17 protein-coding genes are annotated in these 18,922 nt (G+C 73.5%); 10 read left to right on the top strand and 7 right to left on the bottom strand.

The features are described 5' to 3' along the window. The first annotated feature begins 56 nt into the window (after positions 1 to 56). Together AB0B39_RS12875 and AB0B39_RS12880 are read left to right on the top strand one after the other, a co-directional pair. Positions 57 to 953: an alpha/beta hydrolase gene (locus AB0B39_RS12875; protein ID WP_357574350.1), complete on the top strand. Its 897-nt coding sequence runs from the start codon at positions 57 to 59 to the stop codon at positions 951 to 953. Beyond that, positions 950 to 2,203: an acyltransferase family protein gene (locus AB0B39_RS12880; RefSeq protein ID WP_357574351.1), complete on the top strand. Its 1,254-nt coding sequence runs from the start codon at positions 950 to 952 to the stop codon at positions 2,201 to 2,203. Before AB0B39_RS12875 ends, AB0B39_RS12880 begins: the two co-directional genes overlap by 4 nt. Positions 2,204 to 2,529: 326 nt before the next feature. Here the strand turns inward: AB0B39_RS12880 and AB0B39_RS12885 are convergent, their stop codons facing one another. The 3 genes from AB0B39_RS12885 to AB0B39_RS12895 are packed head-to-tail and all read right to left on the bottom strand — an operon-like array spanning position 2,530 to position 5,593. Further along, positions 2,530 to 3,480 carry a VWA domain-containing protein gene (locus tag AB0B39_RS12885; RefSeq protein ID WP_357574352.1) on the bottom strand — a complete coding sequence of 317 codons (951 nt, stop codon included), beginning with the start codon at positions 3,478 to 3,480 and terminating at the stop codon, positions 2,530 to 2,532. Further along, positions 3,477 to 4,472 (bottom strand): DUF58 domain-containing protein, encoded by a 996-nt coding sequence (locus AB0B39_RS12890; protein ID WP_357493456.1) that lies wholly within the window; start codon positions 4,470 to 4,472, stop codon positions 3,477 to 3,479. The genes AB0B39_RS12885 and AB0B39_RS12890 overlap by 4 nt, the downstream gene beginning before the upstream one ends. Then, the gene (locus tag AB0B39_RS12895) at positions 4,451 to 5,593 is read right to left on the bottom strand and encodes a MoxR family ATPase (RefSeq protein WP_234588469.1); all 1,143 of its coding nucleotides are present in this window, start codon (positions 5,591 to 5,593) and stop codon (positions 4,451 to 4,453) included. Before AB0B39_RS12895 ends, AB0B39_RS12890 begins: the two co-directional genes overlap by 22 nt. A gap of 239 nt (positions 5,594 to 5,832) precedes the next feature. On the opposite strand from AB0B39_RS12895, the gene AB0B39_RS12900 reads away from it, so the two are divergent. The 4 genes from AB0B39_RS12900 to AB0B39_RS12915 all read left to right on the top strand — a co-directional run bounded on the left by AB0B39_RS12900 (position 5,833) and on the right by AB0B39_RS12915 (position 8,588). Then, positions 5,833 to 6,063 (top strand): hypothetical protein, encoded by a 231-nt coding sequence (locus AB0B39_RS12900; RefSeq protein ID WP_357493371.1) that lies wholly within the window; start codon positions 5,833 to 5,835, stop codon positions 6,061 to 6,063. Continuing rightward, positions 6,060 to 6,191, top strand: coding sequence for a hypothetical protein (locus tag AB0B39_RS12905; protein ID WP_357574353.1), 132 nt, complete (start codon positions 6,060 to 6,062; stop codon positions 6,189 to 6,191). Before AB0B39_RS12900 ends, AB0B39_RS12905 begins: the two co-directional genes overlap by 4 nt. A gap of 230 nt (positions 6,192 to 6,421) precedes the next feature. Beyond that, a complete protein-coding gene (locus tag AB0B39_RS12910; RefSeq protein WP_357574386.1) occupies positions 6,422 to 6,961 on the top strand; it encodes a PH domain-containing protein in 540 nt (179 codons plus the stop codon). A gap of 265 nt (positions 6,962 to 7,226) precedes the next feature. Next, a complete protein-coding gene (locus AB0B39_RS12915) occupies positions 7,227 to 8,588 on the top strand; it encodes a PH domain-containing protein (RefSeq protein WP_357574387.1) in 1,362 nt (453 codons plus the stop codon). A 108-nt stretch (positions 8,589 to 8,696) separates the two neighbouring features. Here AB0B39_RS12915 and AB0B39_RS12920 read toward each other — a convergent pair whose 3' ends face one another. After that, complete coding sequence (locus tag AB0B39_RS12920) at positions 8,697 to 9,755, bottom strand: phosphatase PAP2 family protein (RefSeq protein WP_305076148.1); 1,059 nt, start codon at positions 9,753 to 9,755, stop codon at positions 8,697 to 8,699. Positions 9,756 to 9,893: 138 nt separating this feature from the next. Here AB0B39_RS12920 and AB0B39_RS12925 point away from each other — a divergent pair, with 138 nt between their 5' ends. After that, the gene (locus AB0B39_RS12925; RefSeq protein ID WP_234588250.1) at positions 9,894 to 10,298 is read left to right on the top strand and encodes a hotdog domain-containing protein; all 405 of its coding nucleotides are present in this window, start codon (positions 9,894 to 9,896) and stop codon (positions 10,296 to 10,298) included. Beyond that, entirely contained in the window at positions 10,295 to 11,125 is an 831-nt protein-coding gene (locus tag AB0B39_RS12930) for an MBL fold metallo-hydrolase (protein ID WP_357493379.1), read from the top strand. The genes AB0B39_RS12925 and AB0B39_RS12930 overlap by 4 nt, the downstream gene beginning before the upstream one ends. 183 nt (positions 11,126 to 11,308) lie before the next feature. Here AB0B39_RS12930 and AB0B39_RS12935 read toward each other — a convergent pair whose 3' ends face one another. Together AB0B39_RS12935 and AB0B39_RS12940 are read right to left on the bottom strand one after the other, a co-directional pair. Further along, the gene (locus AB0B39_RS12935; RefSeq protein ID WP_357574354.1) at positions 11,309 to 12,244 is read right to left on the bottom strand and encodes a carbohydrate kinase; all 936 of its coding nucleotides are present in this window, start codon (positions 12,242 to 12,244) and stop codon (positions 11,309 to 11,311) included. A 142-nt stretch (positions 12,245 to 12,386) separates the two neighbouring features. Further along, a complete protein-coding gene (locus tag AB0B39_RS12940) occupies positions 12,387 to 13,538 on the bottom strand; it encodes an XdhC family protein (RefSeq protein ID WP_357574355.1) in 1,152 nt (383 codons plus the stop codon). Positions 13,539 to 14,015: 477 nt separating this feature from the next. Between AB0B39_RS12940 and AB0B39_RS12945 the strand changes: the two genes are divergently transcribed. Beyond that, positions 14,016 to 15,167, top strand: coding sequence for a lytic polysaccharide monooxygenase (locus AB0B39_RS12945; RefSeq protein ID WP_357493386.1), 1,152 nt, complete (start codon positions 14,016 to 14,018; stop codon positions 15,165 to 15,167). 87 nt (positions 15,168 to 15,254) lie between these two features. On the opposite strand, the gene asnB is transcribed toward AB0B39_RS12945, so the two are convergent. Next, positions 15,255 to 17,216 (bottom strand): asparagine synthase (glutamine-hydrolyzing), encoded by a 1,962-nt coding sequence (gene asnB, locus AB0B39_RS12950; protein ID WP_357493388.1) that lies wholly within the window; start codon positions 17,214 to 17,216, stop codon positions 15,255 to 15,257. 134 nt (positions 17,217 to 17,350) lie between these two features. On the opposite strand from asnB, the gene AB0B39_RS12955 reads away from it, so the two are divergent. Continuing rightward, entirely contained in the window at positions 17,351 to 18,832 is a 1,482-nt protein-coding gene (locus AB0B39_RS12955) for an aminopeptidase P family protein (protein WP_357574356.1), read from the top strand. Positions 18,833 to 18,922: the final 90 nt, after the last annotated feature.

Here is an 18,922-nt window from a genome sequence, read left to right on the forward strand (position 1 = left end):
GCGACCCGGGCGCCCCCGCACTCTCCCTCCGGACGACAAACCGGAGGGAGAACGTGATGCGACGACGAGGTGCCGCCCGCTTCGCACTGAGCGCATTGCTCGGCGTGAACCTGGTCCTGCCCACCCGGCCGGAGCCGGTCACGGCGGCGGGATTCGTCGAGGCGTACCCGGTCACCGCCGCGGCGATGCGCGCGGCCGGCCCCCCGTACGCGGACTGGGCTGCCGGCGGACGCCGGTTCCTGCTGTTCGACGAGCGCGGTGACGGCCGCGCGGTCGAGGTGATCGGCGACCTGGCCGGCGCAGACCGCATCGCGGTGCTGGTGCCGGGGGTGGGCAGCACGCTTGCCGACTTCGACCGCGGGTTGGGCGGGGTGGCCCGGCGGGCGCCTGCGGTGCAGGCCACGCAGCTGTACGGGCAGCTGCGGTCGACCGAACCGGCGGCGCGGGTCGCGGTGCTGGCCTGGCTGGGCTACGACCCGCCCGACGGGGTGCTGACCGCCGTCAGCGACGCCAGCGCCCGGCGTGGGGCGGTCGGGCTGGCCCGGCTGCTGCGGGAGCTGGCCGCGCGTCGGCCCGGCGCGACGATCACGGTGATCGGGCACAGCTACGGGGCGTTGGTGGCGGCGCTGGCGACGACGCACGCCCCGGCGCAGGTGAGCGACGTGGTCAGCCTCGGTGGCGTCGGCGCCGGGGTGCAGCGCGCCGCCGACCTGCGCGACGGGTTGCGGTTCTGGGCGGCCGAGGCGCCGTCGGACTGGATCCGCCGGGTGCCACCGGTGCGGCTGCCCGGCCTCGGCTACGGGCGGCGCCCCGGCGATCCGGCGTTCGGCGCCCGGCCGCTGCCCGTGGACGGGGTGTCCGGGCACGACGGCTACCTGGCGACCGGCAGCGCCACCCTGGCCGCGGTCACGGCTGTCGTGCTGGGCGCCGGCCCGGTCGGGGACGCCCGGTGAGCCGCGACCGCGCGGTCGACGCGCTGCGGGCGTACGCGATCGGTGGTGTGGTGCTCGGGCACTGGCTGGTCACCGGTCTGGTGCTGGCCGGCGACGGCGGGCTGCACCAGGCCAGCCCGCTGACCACGCTGCCCGACCTGCGCCCGGTGACCTGGGTGTTGCAGACGCTCGGCCTGTTCTTCTTCGCCGCCGGCTTCGGCTCGGCGCGGTCGCTGGCGCGTCACCAGGGCGGGACGGGTCGGTGGCTGGCCCGCCGGTCGCGCCGGCTGCTGCTGCCCGCGGTGGCCCTGCTGGGCGTCGGTGCGGCAGTGCTGCTGGCCGCCACCGTGGCGGACGCACCCGACGACACGCTCGCCGTCGGGCTGCGACTGGCGGTCAGCCCGCTCTGGTTCCTGGTGCCGCTGCTGCTCCTGGTGGCGGTGAGCGGCCCGCTGCGCGCCGCCGTCCGCCGGTGGGGGTTGGTCCGCTGTGTCGTGCCGGCGGTGGCCGTGGTGGCGGCGAGCGACGTGGCGGTCCGCGTCCTGCCGGCCGGCGTGGCGGTGGCACCGGTCAGCGTGGTGGCGGCCTGGGCGGTGCCCTACCTGCTGGGCCTGGCGTACGCCGATGGGCGCCTGGCCGGGCGGCGCACGGCCGGTCTGCTGGCGGCCGGTGGGGCCGTGGCGCTGGCCGCGCTGCTGGCGGTGGGCTACCCGGTCAGCGCGGTCGGGGTGCCCGGCGAGGGGGTGTCCAACCTGAACCCGCCGTCGCTGCTGGCGGTGGCATTGGCCCTCACCCAGGTCGGGCTGGGACTGCTGGCCCGGCCCGGCTGGGAACGCCTGCTGGCCCGACCGTTGCCGCGCCGGGCGGTGACCGCGGTGAACCACAACGCCGTGCGGATCTACCTGTGGCACCAGCCGGTGCTGGTCACGGTGACGGCGCTCACCGCCCGGGGTGGCCTGGCACTGCCCGGGCTGCACACCGCGCCGGACGGTCCGGCGTGGGTGCTGGCCCGGTTCTGCTGGCTGCCCCTGCTCGCCGCGGTGCTGGTCACGGTCGTGCGTACGGGCCGCCGCCACGGGTCGGCGGACGGCCCCGACCGGTGGCGTCGGCCGCGCGGTGGAGCGCTCGCCGACCGGTCGGCCGAGTGCGTCCCGGCGAGGGCCCAGGTGTACGATCATCGACGTTCCGGCCGGGCCGACTTGCAGGAGGTGATCGCTGTGCGAGATAGCGATCCTCCTAGTCGTGGCCGGGCCGATGGTCAGCCCCGCTGAGCCACGACTCAGTATGGCGAGCTGACCCCGCTCCGCTCCCCCACCGCCTCGGCTGACGCCGGGGCGCGTGTGCCGCGCCGTCCGGCTTCACCGGACGGTCGCCGGGAGCCGCCCGGTCACGACTTCGTGTGCGCGTCCCCACCCCCTGCGGTCCGCCCCCGCACGCGGACCGTCCAGCCGCCACTCGGAGCCGTCCATGAGCCGCTACGTCGCCCCGCTGGGCTTCACCCTCGCCGCCGTCTGGGTGGCCGTCGTCTTCGTCCTGGCCGGCGGCGGTCACTGACCACCGCCGGCCGTTCTCGGCTCGTTCTCCGCCTTGTCGGCGGTCAGAGCATCCGGGACGACCAGAGCAGGCTGAGCGCGCCGGCGCAGAGCGCCAGCAGCAGCGCCACACCCGCGTACCACTGGGTCACCTCGCGTGGCTCGGTGCGGAACCCGATCGAACTGCCCATGTCCTGGTAGACCTGCTTCAGCTCGCTCACCGACGCCGCCTCGTAGAAGTAGCCCTCGGTGGTCTCGGCCAGCTCCGCCAGGGCCAGCCGGTCCACCGGCACCCGCTGGAGCTGCCCACCGATGTCGACCTGACCGGTGTCGGTCCCGAACGCGATGGTGGAGACCGGCACGTTGGCCGCCTGCGCGGCGGCCGCCGCCTCCTCCACCGATCGACCCGACGTGCGGAACCCGTCCGACAGCAGCACGATCCGCGCCGGTGGGATACCCGCCGCGCCGTCGGCCGGCACCGACCGGATCGCCTCCAGGCAGGTGAACACCGCCTCGCCCGTCGCGGTCGCCTCGGCCAGCACCAGCCCGTCGATTGCGGCGGTCACCGCGTCCCGGTCCTTACCCGGCGGCACCAGCACGTTGGCCGCCTTGGCGAACGACACCAGGCCCAGGTTGTAGCTCTCCGGCAACTCGCCGACGAACTGCTTGGCCGCCTCCTGCGCGGCCTCCAGCCGGTTCGGCGCCACGTCGTCGGCCTGCATCGACAGCGACACGTCGATGGCGAGCATGACTGTCGCCCGCTCCAGCGGCTCCTTGGTGTCCACCGCCGGACGGGCCAGCGCCGTGGCGAGCACCAGCAGGCAGAGCAGGAACGCCGTCGCCGGCACGTGCCGCCGCCAGCCCAGACCCTTGGGCGCGACGGTCCGCAGCAGGTCCACGTTGGTGAACCGCATCGCGTACGCCCGGCGGTGCAACTGCCGCCAGACGTAGAACGCGGCGAGGGCGAGCACCGGCAGAACTGCCAGCAGCCACCACGGTTGCAGAAAACGGATCATCGTGTCGTCCCCCGGGTGCGGGCGTGCCGCTGCGCGGCCACGAAACGCACCATGTCCAGCAGCCAGTCTCGGTCGGTACGCAGACGCAGGTGGGCCGCGCCGGCGCCACGCAGCGCGGCGGAGATCGCGGCCCGTTGAGCGGCGGCGGCCTCGGCGTAGCGCTGCCGCAACCGCGGATCGGCGGTCTGCACCTCGTGCAGCTCACCGCTCTCCGGGTCGACCACCGGCAGCACCCCCACGTCGGGCAGCTCCAGCTCGCGCGGGTCTACCACCTCGATCGCCAGCACGTCGTGCCGGACGCGCAGCTTGCGCATCGGGCGGGCCCACTGCTCGGTCGGCGCCAGGAAGTCCGAGACCACCACTGCCACCCCGCGCCGCCGGGGCGGGCGGTTGAGCATGTCGACAAGCGCGCCCAGATCGCCCCGGCCCGGCTGGATCGCGGTGCCGGCGACGGCCCGCAGCAGGCCCTGCGCCTCCTTGCGGCCCGAGCGGGCCGGCAGTCGGGTGAGCACCCCCGGTCCGACCGGCGGCGGGCCACCCCGCCACCGTCGCGCCGGTGCGGACGCGCCGCCGCCGGTGCCGATCACCGCGCCGATCCGGTTGCCGCCGCGCACGGTCAGATGGGTGATGGCGGCAGCGGCGGCCACCACCACCTCCCGCTTGAGCCACTTGCCGGTGCCGAAGTCCAGGCTGGCCGAGAGGTCCAGGGCCAGCCACGTCTCCAACTCCCGGTCCGCGACCGTGCGCCGCACGTGCGGCGTCGTGGTCCGCGCGGTCACCGGCCAGTCCATCCGGCGTACGTCGTCACCGGGGCGGTACTCCCGGGACTCGCCCGCCTCGCTGCCCGGCCCCGGGAGCAGGCCGGCGTAGTCACCCTGGAGCAGACCATCGAGCTTGCGGGTGACCAGCAACTGGAGTCGGGACAGCACTGCCTCGCTGCGGTCGGGGGCGGGACGAGGGGTGGGTGAGGTCACGGCCGCTGCCCGGGCCAGCCGGCGCCCGGCGGCGGGGTGTTCGGCGAAGGGGTGGCCTGCTGTCGGGGCGCGACGGCCGGCAGCGGGATGGTCGACATCACCCGGTGCACGATGTGGTCGGCCGGCACGTCGTCGGCGAGCGCGTCGTAGCTGAGCACCAGCCGGTGGCGCAGGATGTCCGGGGCGATGTCCTGCACGTCCTGCGGCAGGGCGTAGTCGCGCCCACGCAGCAGCGCCAACGCGCGGGTGGCCCGGACCAGCCCGAGCGAGGCGCGCGGGCTGGCCCCGTACTGGATCAGCTGGGCGACGTCCGGCATGCCGTGCTCGGCGGGCGCGCGGGTGGCCAGCACCAGGCGCACCGCGTAGTCGACCAGGGCGTTGTGCACGAACACCTGGTCGGCCTTGCGTTGCAGGGCGATCAGCTCGGGAGTGTCGAAGACCGCCGTCGGCTCCGGGGCGGTCACGCCCATCCGGTAGACGATCTCCCGTTCCTCGGCGTCGGTCGGGTAGCCCACCACGATCTTCATGAGGAAGCGGTCCCGCTGCGCCTCCGGCAGCGGGTAGACGCCCTCCTGCTCGATCGGGTTCTGGGTGGCCATCACCAGGAACGGATCGGGCACCCGGTGACTCTCCCCACCGATGGACACCTGGCGTTCGCTCATGACCTCCAGCAGCGCCGACTGCACCTTGGCCGGAGCACGGTTGATCTCGTCGGCGAGCAGGAAGTTGACGAAGACCGGGCCCAGCTCGACGTCGAACTTCTCACTCGACTGCCGGTAGATCCGGGTGCCCATGATGTCGGCCGGCACCAGGTCCGGGGTGAACTGCACCCGGGCGAAGGACCCGCCGACGACCTTGGCGAGGGTCTCCACGGCCAGCGTCTTGGCCACGCCGGGCACGCCTTCGAGCAGGCAGTGGCCACGGGCGAGCAGCGCGACGAACATCCGCTCGACCATCCGGTCCTGCCCGACGATCACCCGTTTGATCTCGAAGAGCGCCTTCTCCAGCAGGGTGGCGTCCTGCGCGGGCGTCGTCACCGGCGCCGGCGCGGTCACCGGCGTGGTAGTCGTCACCGGTGCGGGTGTGTCCGGTGCCGCCCCGTTCGGCGTCGGGGCGTCGGGCGTGGTCGGCTGGGCCACCGGTCCTCCACAGCGTTTGTCGGTCGTCGCGGCAGGTGCGGTATCAAGACTCGCACGCCTTCCTGAGTGTCGAGGTGGGGAGAAGCCGATTTTCGCCGCGGCGTCCCATGCCCGAATCGCGTGTCACGGGTGGACAGGGACCGGCCCGCCGTGTGTACGATTCACCCCGTCGCCGGGCGGCTCCCCCCGTGGCCGCCCGGCGCTCAAGCTCTCCGTCCGGCCGCCCTAGACTGGCCCGGATGAGCCTCCCCTCCCCCGCCGACGAGCCCCTGGTCTGCTCGGCCCGGGGCTGCCGCGCCCCCGCCGTCTGGGCGTTGGAGTGGAACAATCCGCGCCTGCACACCGCCGATCGGCGCAAGACCTGGCTGGCCTGCGCCGAGCACCGCGACAGTCTCGGCGAATTCCTGAACGTCCGCGGCTTCCTTCGTGCCGTCACTCCGGTGCCCGGATCGCCTACCCTCGACACGTGAGCGAGCGCAGCGAGCGACCGATGAGACACGGCAGCGTGGCGCTCCGCGCCGACGGGCAGGGCGAGGCGGCGACACACGGCGCACGGATCGTGCGGCGTGGCGGCGCGCGGAACGGCGTCCGCCGGTGAGCGCGGAGGACCGCGTCGACCGCCCGACCACCCCCGACCCCACCTCCCCGGCCAGTCCGCCGCCCGGCGTCGCGCCGCCGCCCGGCGCGTTCGGGGCACCCGGCACCCTCGGTCCGGACCCTTCCCCACCGGACGTGTCGTGGCCGGCCCCGCTGCCGCCGAGCGCCCTGCCCCCGTCCGGCGGGCACGATGCGGGACCGCTCCCGCCCGACCTGCCGTCGCCTGGTCTCCTGCCGCCGGGCCCGGGTGCGTTGCCCCACCCCGGTCCGCAGTCGTCGGGGCGGGGGCCGCTAGAGCCCTGGCCGGACACCGTCCAGTGGCAGCCCATCTCCACCAACCTGATCTGGGTGGAGCTGATCCGACTCGCGGTCGTGGTGGCCATCGGCCTGGCGGTGACCGCGATCGGCTGGGCGTTGAGCGGCCACTGGCTGTTCGGGCTCGCACTGGCCCTCGTGGTGGTGCTCGGCGCGTGGCGGGCCACGGCCATCGTCCGCGCGGTACGCGCCTGGGGCTACGCCGAACGCGACGACGACCTGCTGGTGCGGCACGGGCTGCTGGTCCGGCGGTTGTCCATCGTCCCGTACTCCCGCATGCAGTTCGTCGACGTGAGCGCCGGCCCGCTGGAGCGTGCCTTCGACCTGGCCACCGTCCAGCTGCACACGGCGGCGGCAGCCAGTGACGCGCGGGTGCCGGGGCTGCGTCCGGCGGAGGCGTCCCGGCTGCGCGACAGGCTCACCGCGCTCGGCGAGGACCGGGCGGAGGGTCTGTGACCGCCCGCGCGGGCGACCGTCGGCACCGCCGAGGGCCGGCCCGATGACCGACGGTCCCGCCGAGCCGGGCACCCGGCCGCCGCTGCCCGCCGGCCCGCCCACGCCGCCGTACCCCGCCGGCCCGCCTGTTCCGCCACACCCCGCCGGCCCGCCTGTTCCGCCGTACCCCGCCGGCCCGTCTGCTCCGCCACACCCCGCCGGCCCGCCTGGGACGCCGTACCCCGTCGGCCCGGCCGCTCCGCCGTACGCCGCTGGACCTTCCGGGGTGCCGCCCGGAGCGGTCTACCCGGGGCCGGTGTCGCCGGCTGGCGGGAACGGTGAGCCGCGGCAGCGGCTGCACCCGCTCAGCCCGCTGCTGCACGGCGCCAAGTCGCTGGTGGTGGTGATCGCGGGCCTGTCCTGGTCGACGCTGTCGCGGGTCGGCTTCGGCTGGTTCGCCGCCATGGTGGTGGTCCTGGCGCTCGGCGCGACAGTGCTGTCGGTGATCAGCTGGTACAACACCGGCTACCACGTGGTGGGCCGCGAACTGCGGGTGCACGAAGGGCTGCTCTGGCGGCGTACCCGGGCCATCCCGTTGGAACGGTTGCAGGCCGTGGAGGTGGTCCGGCCGCTGCTCGCCCAGCTCACCGGCCTGGCCGAGCTGCGCCTGGAGGTGGTCGGCGGGGGCAAGACCGAGGCGCCGCTGGCGTACCTCGGAGTGGCCGATGCGGCCCGCCTGCGCGAGCGGCTGCTGGCGCTCGCCGGGCGGACGACCCCGCCGCCCCCGCCCGGCGTTCCCGCGCTCCCGGCGGGACCCGGGACGCCGGCGGCCGCGCCGGGCCGGCCGCTGCACGCGGTGCGCAACCAGAACCTGCTGGTCAGTCAGTTGCTCACCCCGCAGGCGTTCCTGCTCCCGTTCGGCGTGGCGTTCGTCGTGGTGCAGTTCGTCACCGCCGGGTCGTGGTCCTTCGTCGCGGTGGCGAGCACGCTGACCGCGATGGCCGGTGTCCTGCTGCAACCGATCCGCCGGGTCCTCGACGACTGGAACTTCCGGCTGGCCCGCGACGGCGGCACCCTGCGGGTGCACAACGGCCTGCTGGAGACGCGCGCGCAGACCGTGCCGCTGGACCGGGTCCAGACCGTGCGGGCGACCTGGCCGCTGCTGTGGCGGGTCAACGACTGGCTGCGGCTGCGGTTGGAGGTGGCCGGCTACTCCGCGGCGGAGGCCGACGACCGCAACCGGCCGGACCGGCTGCTACCGGTTGGCGACCTGCCGACCGCCACGATGATCGTCGCCGAGGTGCTGCCGGGCGTACGCCTGGACGCGCTGACGCTGAGCCCACCACCGCCCCGGACGCGCTGGCTGCACCCGCTCGGGCGCGGCGCGCTCGGGGCGGGCCTGTTCGACCGGGTCTTCGCCACTCGGTCCGGAGTGCTCACCCGGCAGTTGGCGATCGTGCCGTACGCGCGGATCCAGAGCGTGCGGGTGGTGCAGGGCCCGGTGCAGCGCCGCCTGGGCCTGGCGACCGTGTACGCGGACACCGCCGGCGGCTCGGGCGCGGCAGCCCAGGACCGCGACCTCACCGAGGCGTGGACGCTGGCAGCCGAGCTGACCACCCGAGCAACCAAAGCCCGCCGCACCCCCTAACCCCCACCCACCCGCTCTGGTGATCATGAAGTTGTTGCCCCGACACGCCGAGCCGACGGGTAACAACTTCATGATCGACGGGTCTGGCGGGGGCGGGGCAGGGGTCCGTCAGTGGTCGGCGGGTATCGCTTGTTGGTCGTCCGGTGTGGGGTGCCTGTCGGCCGATGGTTCGGGGGCTACCGGCTGCCCTGGTGGTTTGTCGGCGGCCCCCGCTCGGCGGGCCCGCAATGCCGCCCAGCCGCGTTCGGCCAGGCCGACGACCAGGTAGGTCAGCCCGACGTACGTCCAGCCCACCAGCACGTCGATCACGTAGTGCTCACCGGAGTAGACCAGGGTGAAGGTCATCGCCAGCGGGTACGCGAGCAGCAGCGGCCACCAGCGGCGACGGGTGGTGCTCAGGAAGAACAGCACCACGAACAGCGCCCACGCCGTGTGCAGCGACGGCATCGCGGCGACCGGGTTCGAGGCGATCTGGCCGGCGTTGAGCACGTTGCCGGCGCCGTGCATGCCGAACGCCTTCCAACCCCGGGTGGAGATCCGGGCGACCTCGGTGAGCAGGCCGTTCTGCGCGGCCCACCAGGGCGGGGCGGCGGGGTAGATGAAGTAGGTGGCCAGGCCGGCGGCGCAGAGGAAACCCCAACGCCGCATGTAGGCGGCCCAGCGGTGCCGGTCACGCAGCCACAGCACCGCGGCGGCGGTCAGCGCCACCACGAAGTGCGAGAAGTACACCCAGCTCGCCGCGACGTCCCACCAGTGCACCTGCGGGCGGTAGAGGTGCTCCTGCAACCAGATGGTGGGCACCTCCCCGCCGGTGGCCCAGCCGAACATGAACCGGTCGGCGACGATCAGCTCCATGGCGTGCGGGGTGGCCCCGTTGTCGGCGAACCCGCGCGAGAGGTTGTAGACGACGAACAGCAGCACCACCGGCACCCAGTCCCGGGCGAAGCGCAGGTGACTGCGCCACGGGCGGTCGCTGTTCCAGGCGATGGTCCCGAGCCAGATCCACACGAAGGCGTAGGCCGGGTCGGTGGGCAGCCCGATCGCCAGCCAGGCGGCGACGAAGGCGACCGCCCAGACCGTCATGGCGACGATGCGCCGACGGCCACCGTCCGGGGACGCGGGCGGGTCGGTCCGGGCGGGGGGTTGGGGGTCAGTCACGACGGCCATCGCGGTCAAGGTTAACGACGGGTCCGGCATCGACCGACGGGGACCACCCGGCGAAGCCGTGCGCGTGTGGGCGGCGGCCGGTGTGCGGATCGCCGGGCGCGTGCTCGACGGGCTCGGCGAGCACCTAGGCTGACGACCATGCAGGAGCAGCCCGAGCCGGCCTTCGCGCCGGGTCTGACCGCCCAGGTCGAACTGACCGTCACCGACGCGGACACCGCCCAGGCGGTCGGTTCGGGGGACGTACCGGTGCTGGGCACACCACGGGTGCTCGCACTCGCCGAGGCGGCCACCGTCGCGGCCACGGCGGCCACGCTGCCGCCCGGGTCGACGACTGTGGGCACCCGGGTCGAGTTGGAGCACCTCGCGCCGACGGTGGTCGGGCGCACGGTACGGGCACAGGCCCTGCTCGCGACCGTCGACGGTCGCCGGTTGTCGTTCGAGGTCACCGTCGCGGACGGCGACCAGACGGTGGCCCGGGGCCGGGTCGACCGGATCCTGGTGGACCGGCAGCGCTTCGTCGACCGGGCCGGGCGGTCGTCGTGAGCGCCGGGTTCACCGAGGTCGCCAACCGGGTGTACGTGCTGCCCGAGCCCCTGCTGCGGGTCAACGTCACACTTGTCGTCGGCGACGACGAGGCGCTGCTGGTGGACACCCTCTCGTCGGCCCGGCAGGCCACCGAGCTGGCCGCCGCCGTCGGGCGGGTCACCGACCGTCCGCTGACGCTCGTCAACACCCACCACCACTACGACCACTGCTTCGGCAACGCCGTCCTGGCCGGCGATCCACCCCGCCCGGTGTACGCGCACGAACGGGCCGCCGCGGCCCTGCGCGACGAGCCGGAGCGGCTGCGCCGGGAGGCGTACGAGGAGGTGCGCACGGAGCACCCGGAGCTGGCAGCCGAGCTGGCCGACACCCCGCTGCTCGCTCCGACGCACACGGTGCACACCGAGACCGAGCTCGACCTGGGTGGCCGGCGGGTGCTGCTGCGGCACCCGGGGCGCGGGCACACCGACGCCGACGTGGTGGTGCACGTGCCCGACGCGGACGTACTGGTCGCCGGCGACCTGGTGGAGCAGAGCGGCCCGCCCGCCTTCGAGGACTCGTACCCCCTGCAGTGGCCGGACGCCGTCGCGGACCTGCTGCGGCTGACGACCCCGCGCACGGTGGTCGTGCCGGGCCACGGCGATCCGGTGGACGTCGGATTCGTCCGCGCCCAGCACGCCGACCTGGCGCGACTGGCCTGGCTGATCCGCGCCGCGCACACCGGCGACGCGCCGCCCGAGCGGGTGGCCGCCGAGGCGCCCTTCGGCGCCCGCGCCGCCCTGATCGCCGCCCGCCGCGGCTACACCGAACTAAACGGAACCCCCTAACCCCGCCCCCTGACCCCCCCCGCCCCCCAACCTCGCCGATCTTGCACTTCTTGCCGCGACATAAAGGGCAAGAGGGGGCCAACCGCCGACCGAAAGTGCAAGATCGACGGGGCAGGCAGGGCGGGGCACGGGGCAGGGCGGGACGTGGGGTAGGGCGGGCAGGGCCAGGGGTCAGGGGCAGGGTCAGGGTTTGAAGCGGCGGTCTACCTCGGTGCGGGTGGGCATCGCTGTGGCGCCGCCGGGGGACTCGCAGACGAGGCCCGCCACGCGCAGCGCGAAGGCCACCCGTTCGACCCAGCCCGCCGGCTCGTCGGGCTCGCCGTCGAGGAGCAGGTCGGCGATCAGCGCGGCCATGACCGAGTCGCCGGCGCCGGTGGCGTCGATGGCGTTGACCTTGGGGGCCGGCACCCGTACCGGATCCGCGCCGGCGGTGGCCAGCACCGCGCCCGCCGCGCCGAGCGTCACCACCACGGTGGTCGCGCCCAGCTCACGCAGGTACGCGGCCACTCCCTCGACCGGTTCGCGCGGGTAGAGCAGTTCGGCGTCGGCGGTGCTCAGCTTGACCAGGTGCGCGCCCGCGGCGAACTCGGCCACCACCTCGCGCAGCCCGTCCAGCGCGGCGGGACCGTCGAGCAGGCGGGGGCGTACGTTCGGGTCGAAGACGCGCAGTCCGGGCGCGAGCGACCAGGCGCGGCGCGCGGCGGCCAGGGTGCGCGGTTTTGCCAGCACGATCGAGCCGCAGTAGAGCACGTCCGCGCCCTCGATCAGCGCCAGGTCCAGATCGTCGGGGCCGAACAGGCTGTAGGAGGGCGGTTCGCCGTAGAAGCGGAAGTCGGGCTCCGGCCCGGCGTAGGTGACCACCGCGAGCGTGGTCGGCGCCGGTGCCGTGACGGCACCGGCGAGACCGACGCCGACATCGGTCAGGAAGCCGCGGATCCGCCCGCCCAGCACGTCGTCGCCGAGCGAGCCGACGAACTGCGCCGCGCCGCCGAGCCGGGTCACCCCGACGGCGACGTTGAGCGGTCCACCGCCGATCGCCTGCCGGTAGACCCGTTCCCCGTCGCGCTCGGTGTCGAGCAGGTCGACGAGCGCCTCGCCGAACACCACCGCGTACCCCATCGAAGTCCCTTCGTCGTCGTCAGCCGGCAGCGCACCGGCGTGCCCCACGCCGTGCGGCCGCGGGCGATCGGGCGGACCTGGTCGGCTGGGATCAGGCTGGCACAACGAACGCCCTGCTGGGCGGCGAAGAGGCGGTACGGCGTCAGCCCGGGTGGTGGATCGGCCCGTCGAGCGCGGACAGGGGCCGACCGCTGCCGCCCCAGCGGGCGGCGACGATCTGCGCGGCGACGCTCACGGCGGTCTCCTCGGGCGTACGGCCGCCGAGGTCCAGCCCGATCGGTGAGGCGAGCCGGTCGAGCTGCTCCGGGGTGAGCCCGGCCTCGCGCAGCAGCTTGTGCCGCTCGTCGTGGGTGCGCCGCGACCCCATCGCGCCGACGTACGCCAGTGGTTGGCGCAGGGCCAGCGCCAGCAGCGGCACGTCGAACTTCGGGTCGTGGGTGAGCACGCAGACGACTGTGCGCGCGTCGATCCGGCCGGCGTCGACCTCGGCCCGCAGGTACCGGTGCGGCCACTGCACCACCACCTCGTGCGCGTCCGGGAAGCGCCGGTCGGTGGCGAACACGGCCCGGGCGTCACAGACGGTCACCCGGTAGCCGAGGAACGCGCCGATCCGGGCCACCGCGGCCGCGAAGTCGATCGCCCCGAAGACGATCATCCGGGGCGCGGTGGCGTGCGTGGCCACGAAGAGGCTGAGCCCGGCGCCGCGGCGCTGCCCCTGGTAGCCGTACCGGAGCACGCCGCTGTGCCCGGCGGCGAGCAGTCCGAGCGCGTCGTCGGTAGCGGCGTCGTCCAGCCGGTCGTCGCCGAGCGAACCGGTCACCTGCCCACCGGTCAGCACCAGCCGCCGACCCAGTCGCCGGGCCGGGTCGGTCGGGGCCGCGCCCGGGGTGTCGCCGGCGTCGGCCGCCACGCAGGTGACGACCGCGGCCGGTTCGCCGGCCCGCCGCGCGGCGGCGACCGCGTCCACCTGCGCGCGGGCGTCGCCGTCGACCCGCTCCACGAACACGTCGAGCATCCCGCCGCAGGTCAGGCCCACGGCGTACGCTTCGTCGTCGCTGACGCCGTAGTGGACCAGCTCGGGTACGCCGGTGGCGAGCACGTGGCGGGCACGCTCGTAGAGGTCGGCCTCGACGCAGCCGCCGGAGACGCTGCCGGTGACCGTGCCGTCGGCGGCCACGAGCATGGCGGCGCCGGGCGGCTGTGGCGCCGATCGCCAGGTGGCGACGACCGTGGCCAGGGCGACCGGCTCGCCGGCGCGGCAGCGGCGGTGCAGGTCGTCGAACACGTCGGGCACGCGCTGCCGCCTCCTTCGTCCCGTCGCCGGCCGGTCCCGCCGTACGGCCGGCACGGCGACGTGCGCCGCCCCGACGCGGGAGATCGGCCCGGACGGCAGTCGTCGCCGTGGGGATGCAGACCATCACTATAGGAGAGAACCCATCGGTCCGATCGGGAGTCGGGTGAGCCGGCGGACCACGCCTGCCGCGTTTGGCACATCGAGGGTCGACTATTGCGCAGGCGGTCGGCGACGTGGTGGGATGGCGCATACCGGGCGGTGCGAGGGCTGCCGCGCCGCCGGTTGCCGGGTTGGTTCGACGCGAGGGCACCGGTCCAGGACAGGACCGTCGATGGCGTGTGTCCGCTGGCCGCACTTCGGCCGGGGCACGTCACAGTGATCGCCGCATCCGCCCCCACGGCGCTGCGACGACACCACAACCCCACCCGATTGCGGCGGGGCGGCTCGGGCGGCACGCCTCGCGAGTCAGGAGAACCCGTGAACCGTTCCCGTACGGCCGCGTTACTCACCGCGGCCCTTACCTTCGCGCTGGGCGCCGTAGCGCTTGCGGCCAGTCCGCAACCGGCGGCCGCGCACGGCGCGGCGATGACGCCGGGCGCCCGGACCTACCTCTGCTGGCAGGACGGCCTCAGCCAGACCGGTGAGATCAGGCCGAACAACCCCGCGTGCGCCGCCGCGGTGGCGCAGAGCGGGACGAACTCGCTCTACAACTGGTTCAGCGTGCTGCGCTCGGACGCCGGTGGCCGTACCACCGGCTTCATTCCGGACGGGCAGCTGTGCAGTGGTGGCAACACCGGCTACCGGGGCTACGACCTGCCCCGCACCGACTGGCCGCTGACCCACCTGACCTCCGGCGCGCGGCTGGACTTCCGGTACAGCAACTGGGCGCACCACCCGGGCACCTTCTACTTCTACGTCACCAAGGACAGCTGGAGCCCGACCCGGGCGCTGGCCTGGAGTGACCTGGAGGAGCAGCCGTTCCTGACGGTGACCAACCCGCCGCAGCGCGGCAGCGTCGGCACCAACGACGGTCACTACTACTTCAGCGGCAACCTGCCGTCGGGTAAGAGCGGCCGGCACATCATCTACTCCCGCTGGGTGCGCTCGGACTCGCAGGAGAACTTCTTCGGCTGCTCCGACGTGGCCTTCGACGGCGGCAGCGGCCAGGTGACCGGTGTGGGTCCGGGCGGGTCGAACCCGACCACTCCGCCGCCCACCACGCCCCCGCCGACCACCCCGCCGCCCACCACCCCGCCGCCGACCACTCCGCCGCCCACGACGCCGCCGCCCACCACCCCGCCGCCGACCACGCCGCCGCCGTCGACAGGTGACTGCATGGCCGTCTACAAGGTGACCAGCGCCTGGCAGGGTGGCTTCCAGGGCGAGATCACGATCATGAACCACGGCAGTACGCCGTTCGCCGGCTGGACCGCGAGCTGGACCTGGCCCAACGGGCAGGCGATCAATCAGATCTGGAGCGCCACCCAGACGACGTCCGGCGCCTCGGTGACGGCGACGAACGTCTCGTACAACGGCACTGTCGCACCGGAGGGCACCACCACGTTCGGCTTCCTGGCCAGCAGCACGGGAACGAACGGCATCCCGACGGTCACCTGCGCCCGACGCTAAGGGTCCCTGAAATGATCAAGAGGTTTGCGTCACCCGGAGTCACTCGGGTGACGCAAACCTCTTGATCGACGGGGTGGGGGTCGCCGGTCAGCGGACCATGGAGCCGACCACCGGCTTCGTCAGCAGAGCCGACTGGTTGCGCTGGATGCCCGGGTCGAGCGTCTTGGCCACGAAGATGGCGTGCCAGATGCAGAAGATCAGCACCGTCCACACCTTGCGGGAGTGGTCGGCCTCCTCCCGCTTGTGCTCGTCGAGCAGCCGCAGGGCGTACGACAGGTCGAGCAGGTCACCCGCGCCCGAGGTGCTCAGCACGTGCCGGGCCCACTCGTACATCTCCCCGCGCAGCCACACCCGGGTGGGCGTCGGGAAGCCCAGCTTCTTGCGGTTGACGATCGCCGGCGGCACGACACCCTGCAACGCCTGACGCATCGCGTACTTGGTCGCGTCGGAGCGCGGCGGCAGCTTGAGGTCCACCGGGATCTTCGCCGCGACGTCGAACACCTCGCGGTCGAGGAACGGCACCCGCACCTCCAGCGAGTGCGACATCGAGATCCGGTCGGCCTTGACCAGGATGTCGCCGCGCAGCCAGGTGTAGAGGTCGACGTACTGCATCTTGGTGACGTCGTCCAGCTCGGTGCACTCGGCGTAGATCGGCGCGGTCACGTCCGTGTAGCGCACCGAGGGGTCGTAGCGCCGCAGCAGGTGCTGCTTCTCCTCCTCGGTGAACATCCGGGCGTTGCCGTAGTAGCGCTCCTCGATCGGGGTGGTGCCACGCTCCAGGAAGCTCTTGCCCTTGACCCCCTGCGGGATCGCCTTGGAGACCGCGCGCAGGCCCTTCTGCACGCCGCCGGGCAGGCCGTTGACGGTGCCGAGCGACAGCGGCTCCCGGTAGATCGTGTAACCGCCGAAGAACTCGTCGGCCCCCTCGCCGGAGAGCACCACCGTGACGTGCTCGGCGGCCTTCTTCGCCACGAAGTACAGCGGCACCAGCGCCGGGTCCGCCACCGGGTCGTCCAGGTGCCAGACGATCTTCGGAAGCGCGTCGATCATGTCCTGCGGACCGATCTTGGTGGGGATGGTGGTGACGTCCAGATGCCGGGCCGACTCCTGCGCGACGTCGATCTCCGAATATCCCGGCACGTCGTAGCCGACGGTGAAGGTCAGGATGTTCGGGTTGAACTCCCGGGCCAGCGCGACGACAGCCGTCGAGTCGATGCCGCTGGACAGGAACGAGCCCACCGGCACGTCGGAGCGCATGTGCATGCGTACGCTCTCGCGCAGCGTCTCCCGGATCTCGTGGTAGAGCTTCTGCTCGTCGTCGACCGGCGCGGGCCGGAACACCGGCCGGTACCACCGGCGCACGTCGATCCGCCCGCCCGGAGACCAGGTCAGGTACTCCCCCGAACCGATGCGGCTGATGCCCTTGTGCAGGGTGCCGGGCTCGGGAACGTACTGCAGCGTCAGGTAGTGGCTCAGGTTCGCCGCGTCGACACCCGCGTCGCCCTGGTAGCTGCTGTGCGCGAACGGAAGCAGCGCCTTCTTCTCCGACGCCAGGTAGAGGCCGTCGGCGGTCTCCAGGTAGTGCAGCGGCTTGATGCCGAAGTAGTCGCGGGCGCCGAACGCGCGCCGCTCCTGCCGATCCCAGATGACGAAGGCGAACATGCCGCGCAGGCGGGTGAGCACCTGCTCGCCCCAGAAGTGGTAGCCGGCGACGATCACCTCGCCGTCACCCGCGGTCGCGAACTGCGCGCCGAAGTTCCGGACGAGCTCGTCGCGCAGCTCGATGTAGTTGTAGATCTCACCGTTGAAGGTGAGCAGATAACGGCCGTTCGCGTAGGGCAGCGGCTCGTGACTCGACGCGACGTCGATGATGGCGAGCCGCTTGTGGGCGAACACGCCGTCCGCGTACCGGCCGGAGGCGTCACCGACCACCTCGACCCCTGTCTCGTCGGGGCCGCGGTGGTGCAGGCATTCCAATGCTCCGGCGATGTGGTCGCGGTGCGCGGCGGCGTTGCCGTTCGCGCTGAAGAAGGCCAGGAGTCCGCACATGGTGGTCATCTTTCCACGCGGTCCGTCGGCCCGTCGCAGCCGTCCGTCGATCCGGAGCGCTCCCGGCCCCCACCAACACGAACCGGGCACGCGGTACCGTCGGGACCAGCAACGAAGCGGAAGGGAGCGGCGCAATGACCGAGGAAAGCACCGACGGTACGCCGACAGACGGCACGGAATCGCACGATCCGGACTTTCCGGAGGCGTTCCTGTCCTTCATGCGGCAGGGCTGGCGGGACACCGAACTCCCGGTCACGCCCCGCCCCGAGGCGCCCAACTACGCCAAGCGCCGCGCCGCGCTCTCGGCCGCCTTCCCCGGCGAGACACTTGTCATCCCGACCGGCGGCGAGAAGGTCCGCGCCAACGACACCGCCTACCCGTTCCGGCCGGGCAGCGACTTCGCCTACCTGACCGGCGACCACGACCCGGACAGCGTGCTGGTGCTGCGCCCGAACGGCTCGGGGCACGACGCGACGCTGTACATGCGGCCCCGCTCATCCCGCGAGACCGACGAGTTCTTCCGCAGCCGGCACGGCGAGCTGTGGGTCGGCCGGCGACACACCCTCGGCGAGAAGTCCACCGAGCTGGGCCTACCCACCGCCGACCTGACCGGCCTGGAGGCGGCGCTCGCCGACCTGGCGCCCGGTCGCACCCGGGTGCTGCGCGGCTTCGACGCCCAGGTCGACGCGGCCGTCCGCCCGTACGACGGGGTCCGCGCCGACGGGCAGCCGCCCCGCGACCGGGAACTGGCGATCGCCATCTCGGAGCAGAAGCTGGTCAAGGACGAGTGGGAGATCGGCCAGCTTCAGGACGCCATCGACGCCACGGTGCGCGGGTTCGAGGACGTGGCCCGCATCCTCCCCGCCGACCGCGCCGTCTCGGAGCGCCTGCTGGAGGGCATCTTCGCGCTGCGCGCCCGCCACGACGGCAACGACGTCGGGTACGGCTCGATCGTCGGCGCCGGCGAGCACGCCACGATCCTGCACTGGGTGCACAACCACGGCGCCACCCGTCCGGGTGACCTGCTGCTGATGGACATGGGCGTCGAGGGACGCAACCTCTACACGGCCGACGTGACCCGGGTGCTGCCGGTCAACGGCCGGTTCACCGCCCTGCAACGGCAGGTCTACGACATCGTGTACGCCACGCAGCAGGCCGGCATCGACGCCATCCGCCCCGGCGTCAAGTTCAAGGACGTCCACCTGACCTGCATGCGGGTGCTCGCCGAGGGCCTGTCCGACCTGGGCCTGCTGCCGGTGAGCGTGGACGAGGCCATGGACGAGAAGTCCTCGGTCTACCGGCGCTGGACGCTGCACGGCTTCGGTCACATGCTCGGCATCGACGTGCACGACTGCTCGAACGCCCGCAAGGAGACCTACCGCGACGGGGCCCTGGGCGAGGGCTACGTGCTCACCGTCGAACCGGGCCTGTACTTCCAGCCGGAGGACGAGCTGGTCCCCGCCGAACTGCGCGGTATCGGCATCCGCATCGAGGACGACGTCCTGGTCACCGCGACAGGTGCGGTGAACCTGTCGGCCGGCCTGCCGCGTACCGCCGACGAGGTGGAGACCTGGCTGGCCGAGCAGCGCGAAGCAGGCCCCCGCCTGCCCGCCTGACCCAAGCCCCGCCCCTCCCCCGACCCCGGAGGTCGCCGCCTCGGCCTCGGCCCGGACCTTGCCCCGGACAGGGCAGGTCCGGGCCGTCCC

It is taken from the genome of Micromonospora sp. NPDC049114, assembly GCF_040648635.1.
GTDB lineage: Bacteria > Actinomycetota > Actinomycetes > Mycobacteriales > Micromonosporaceae > Micromonospora.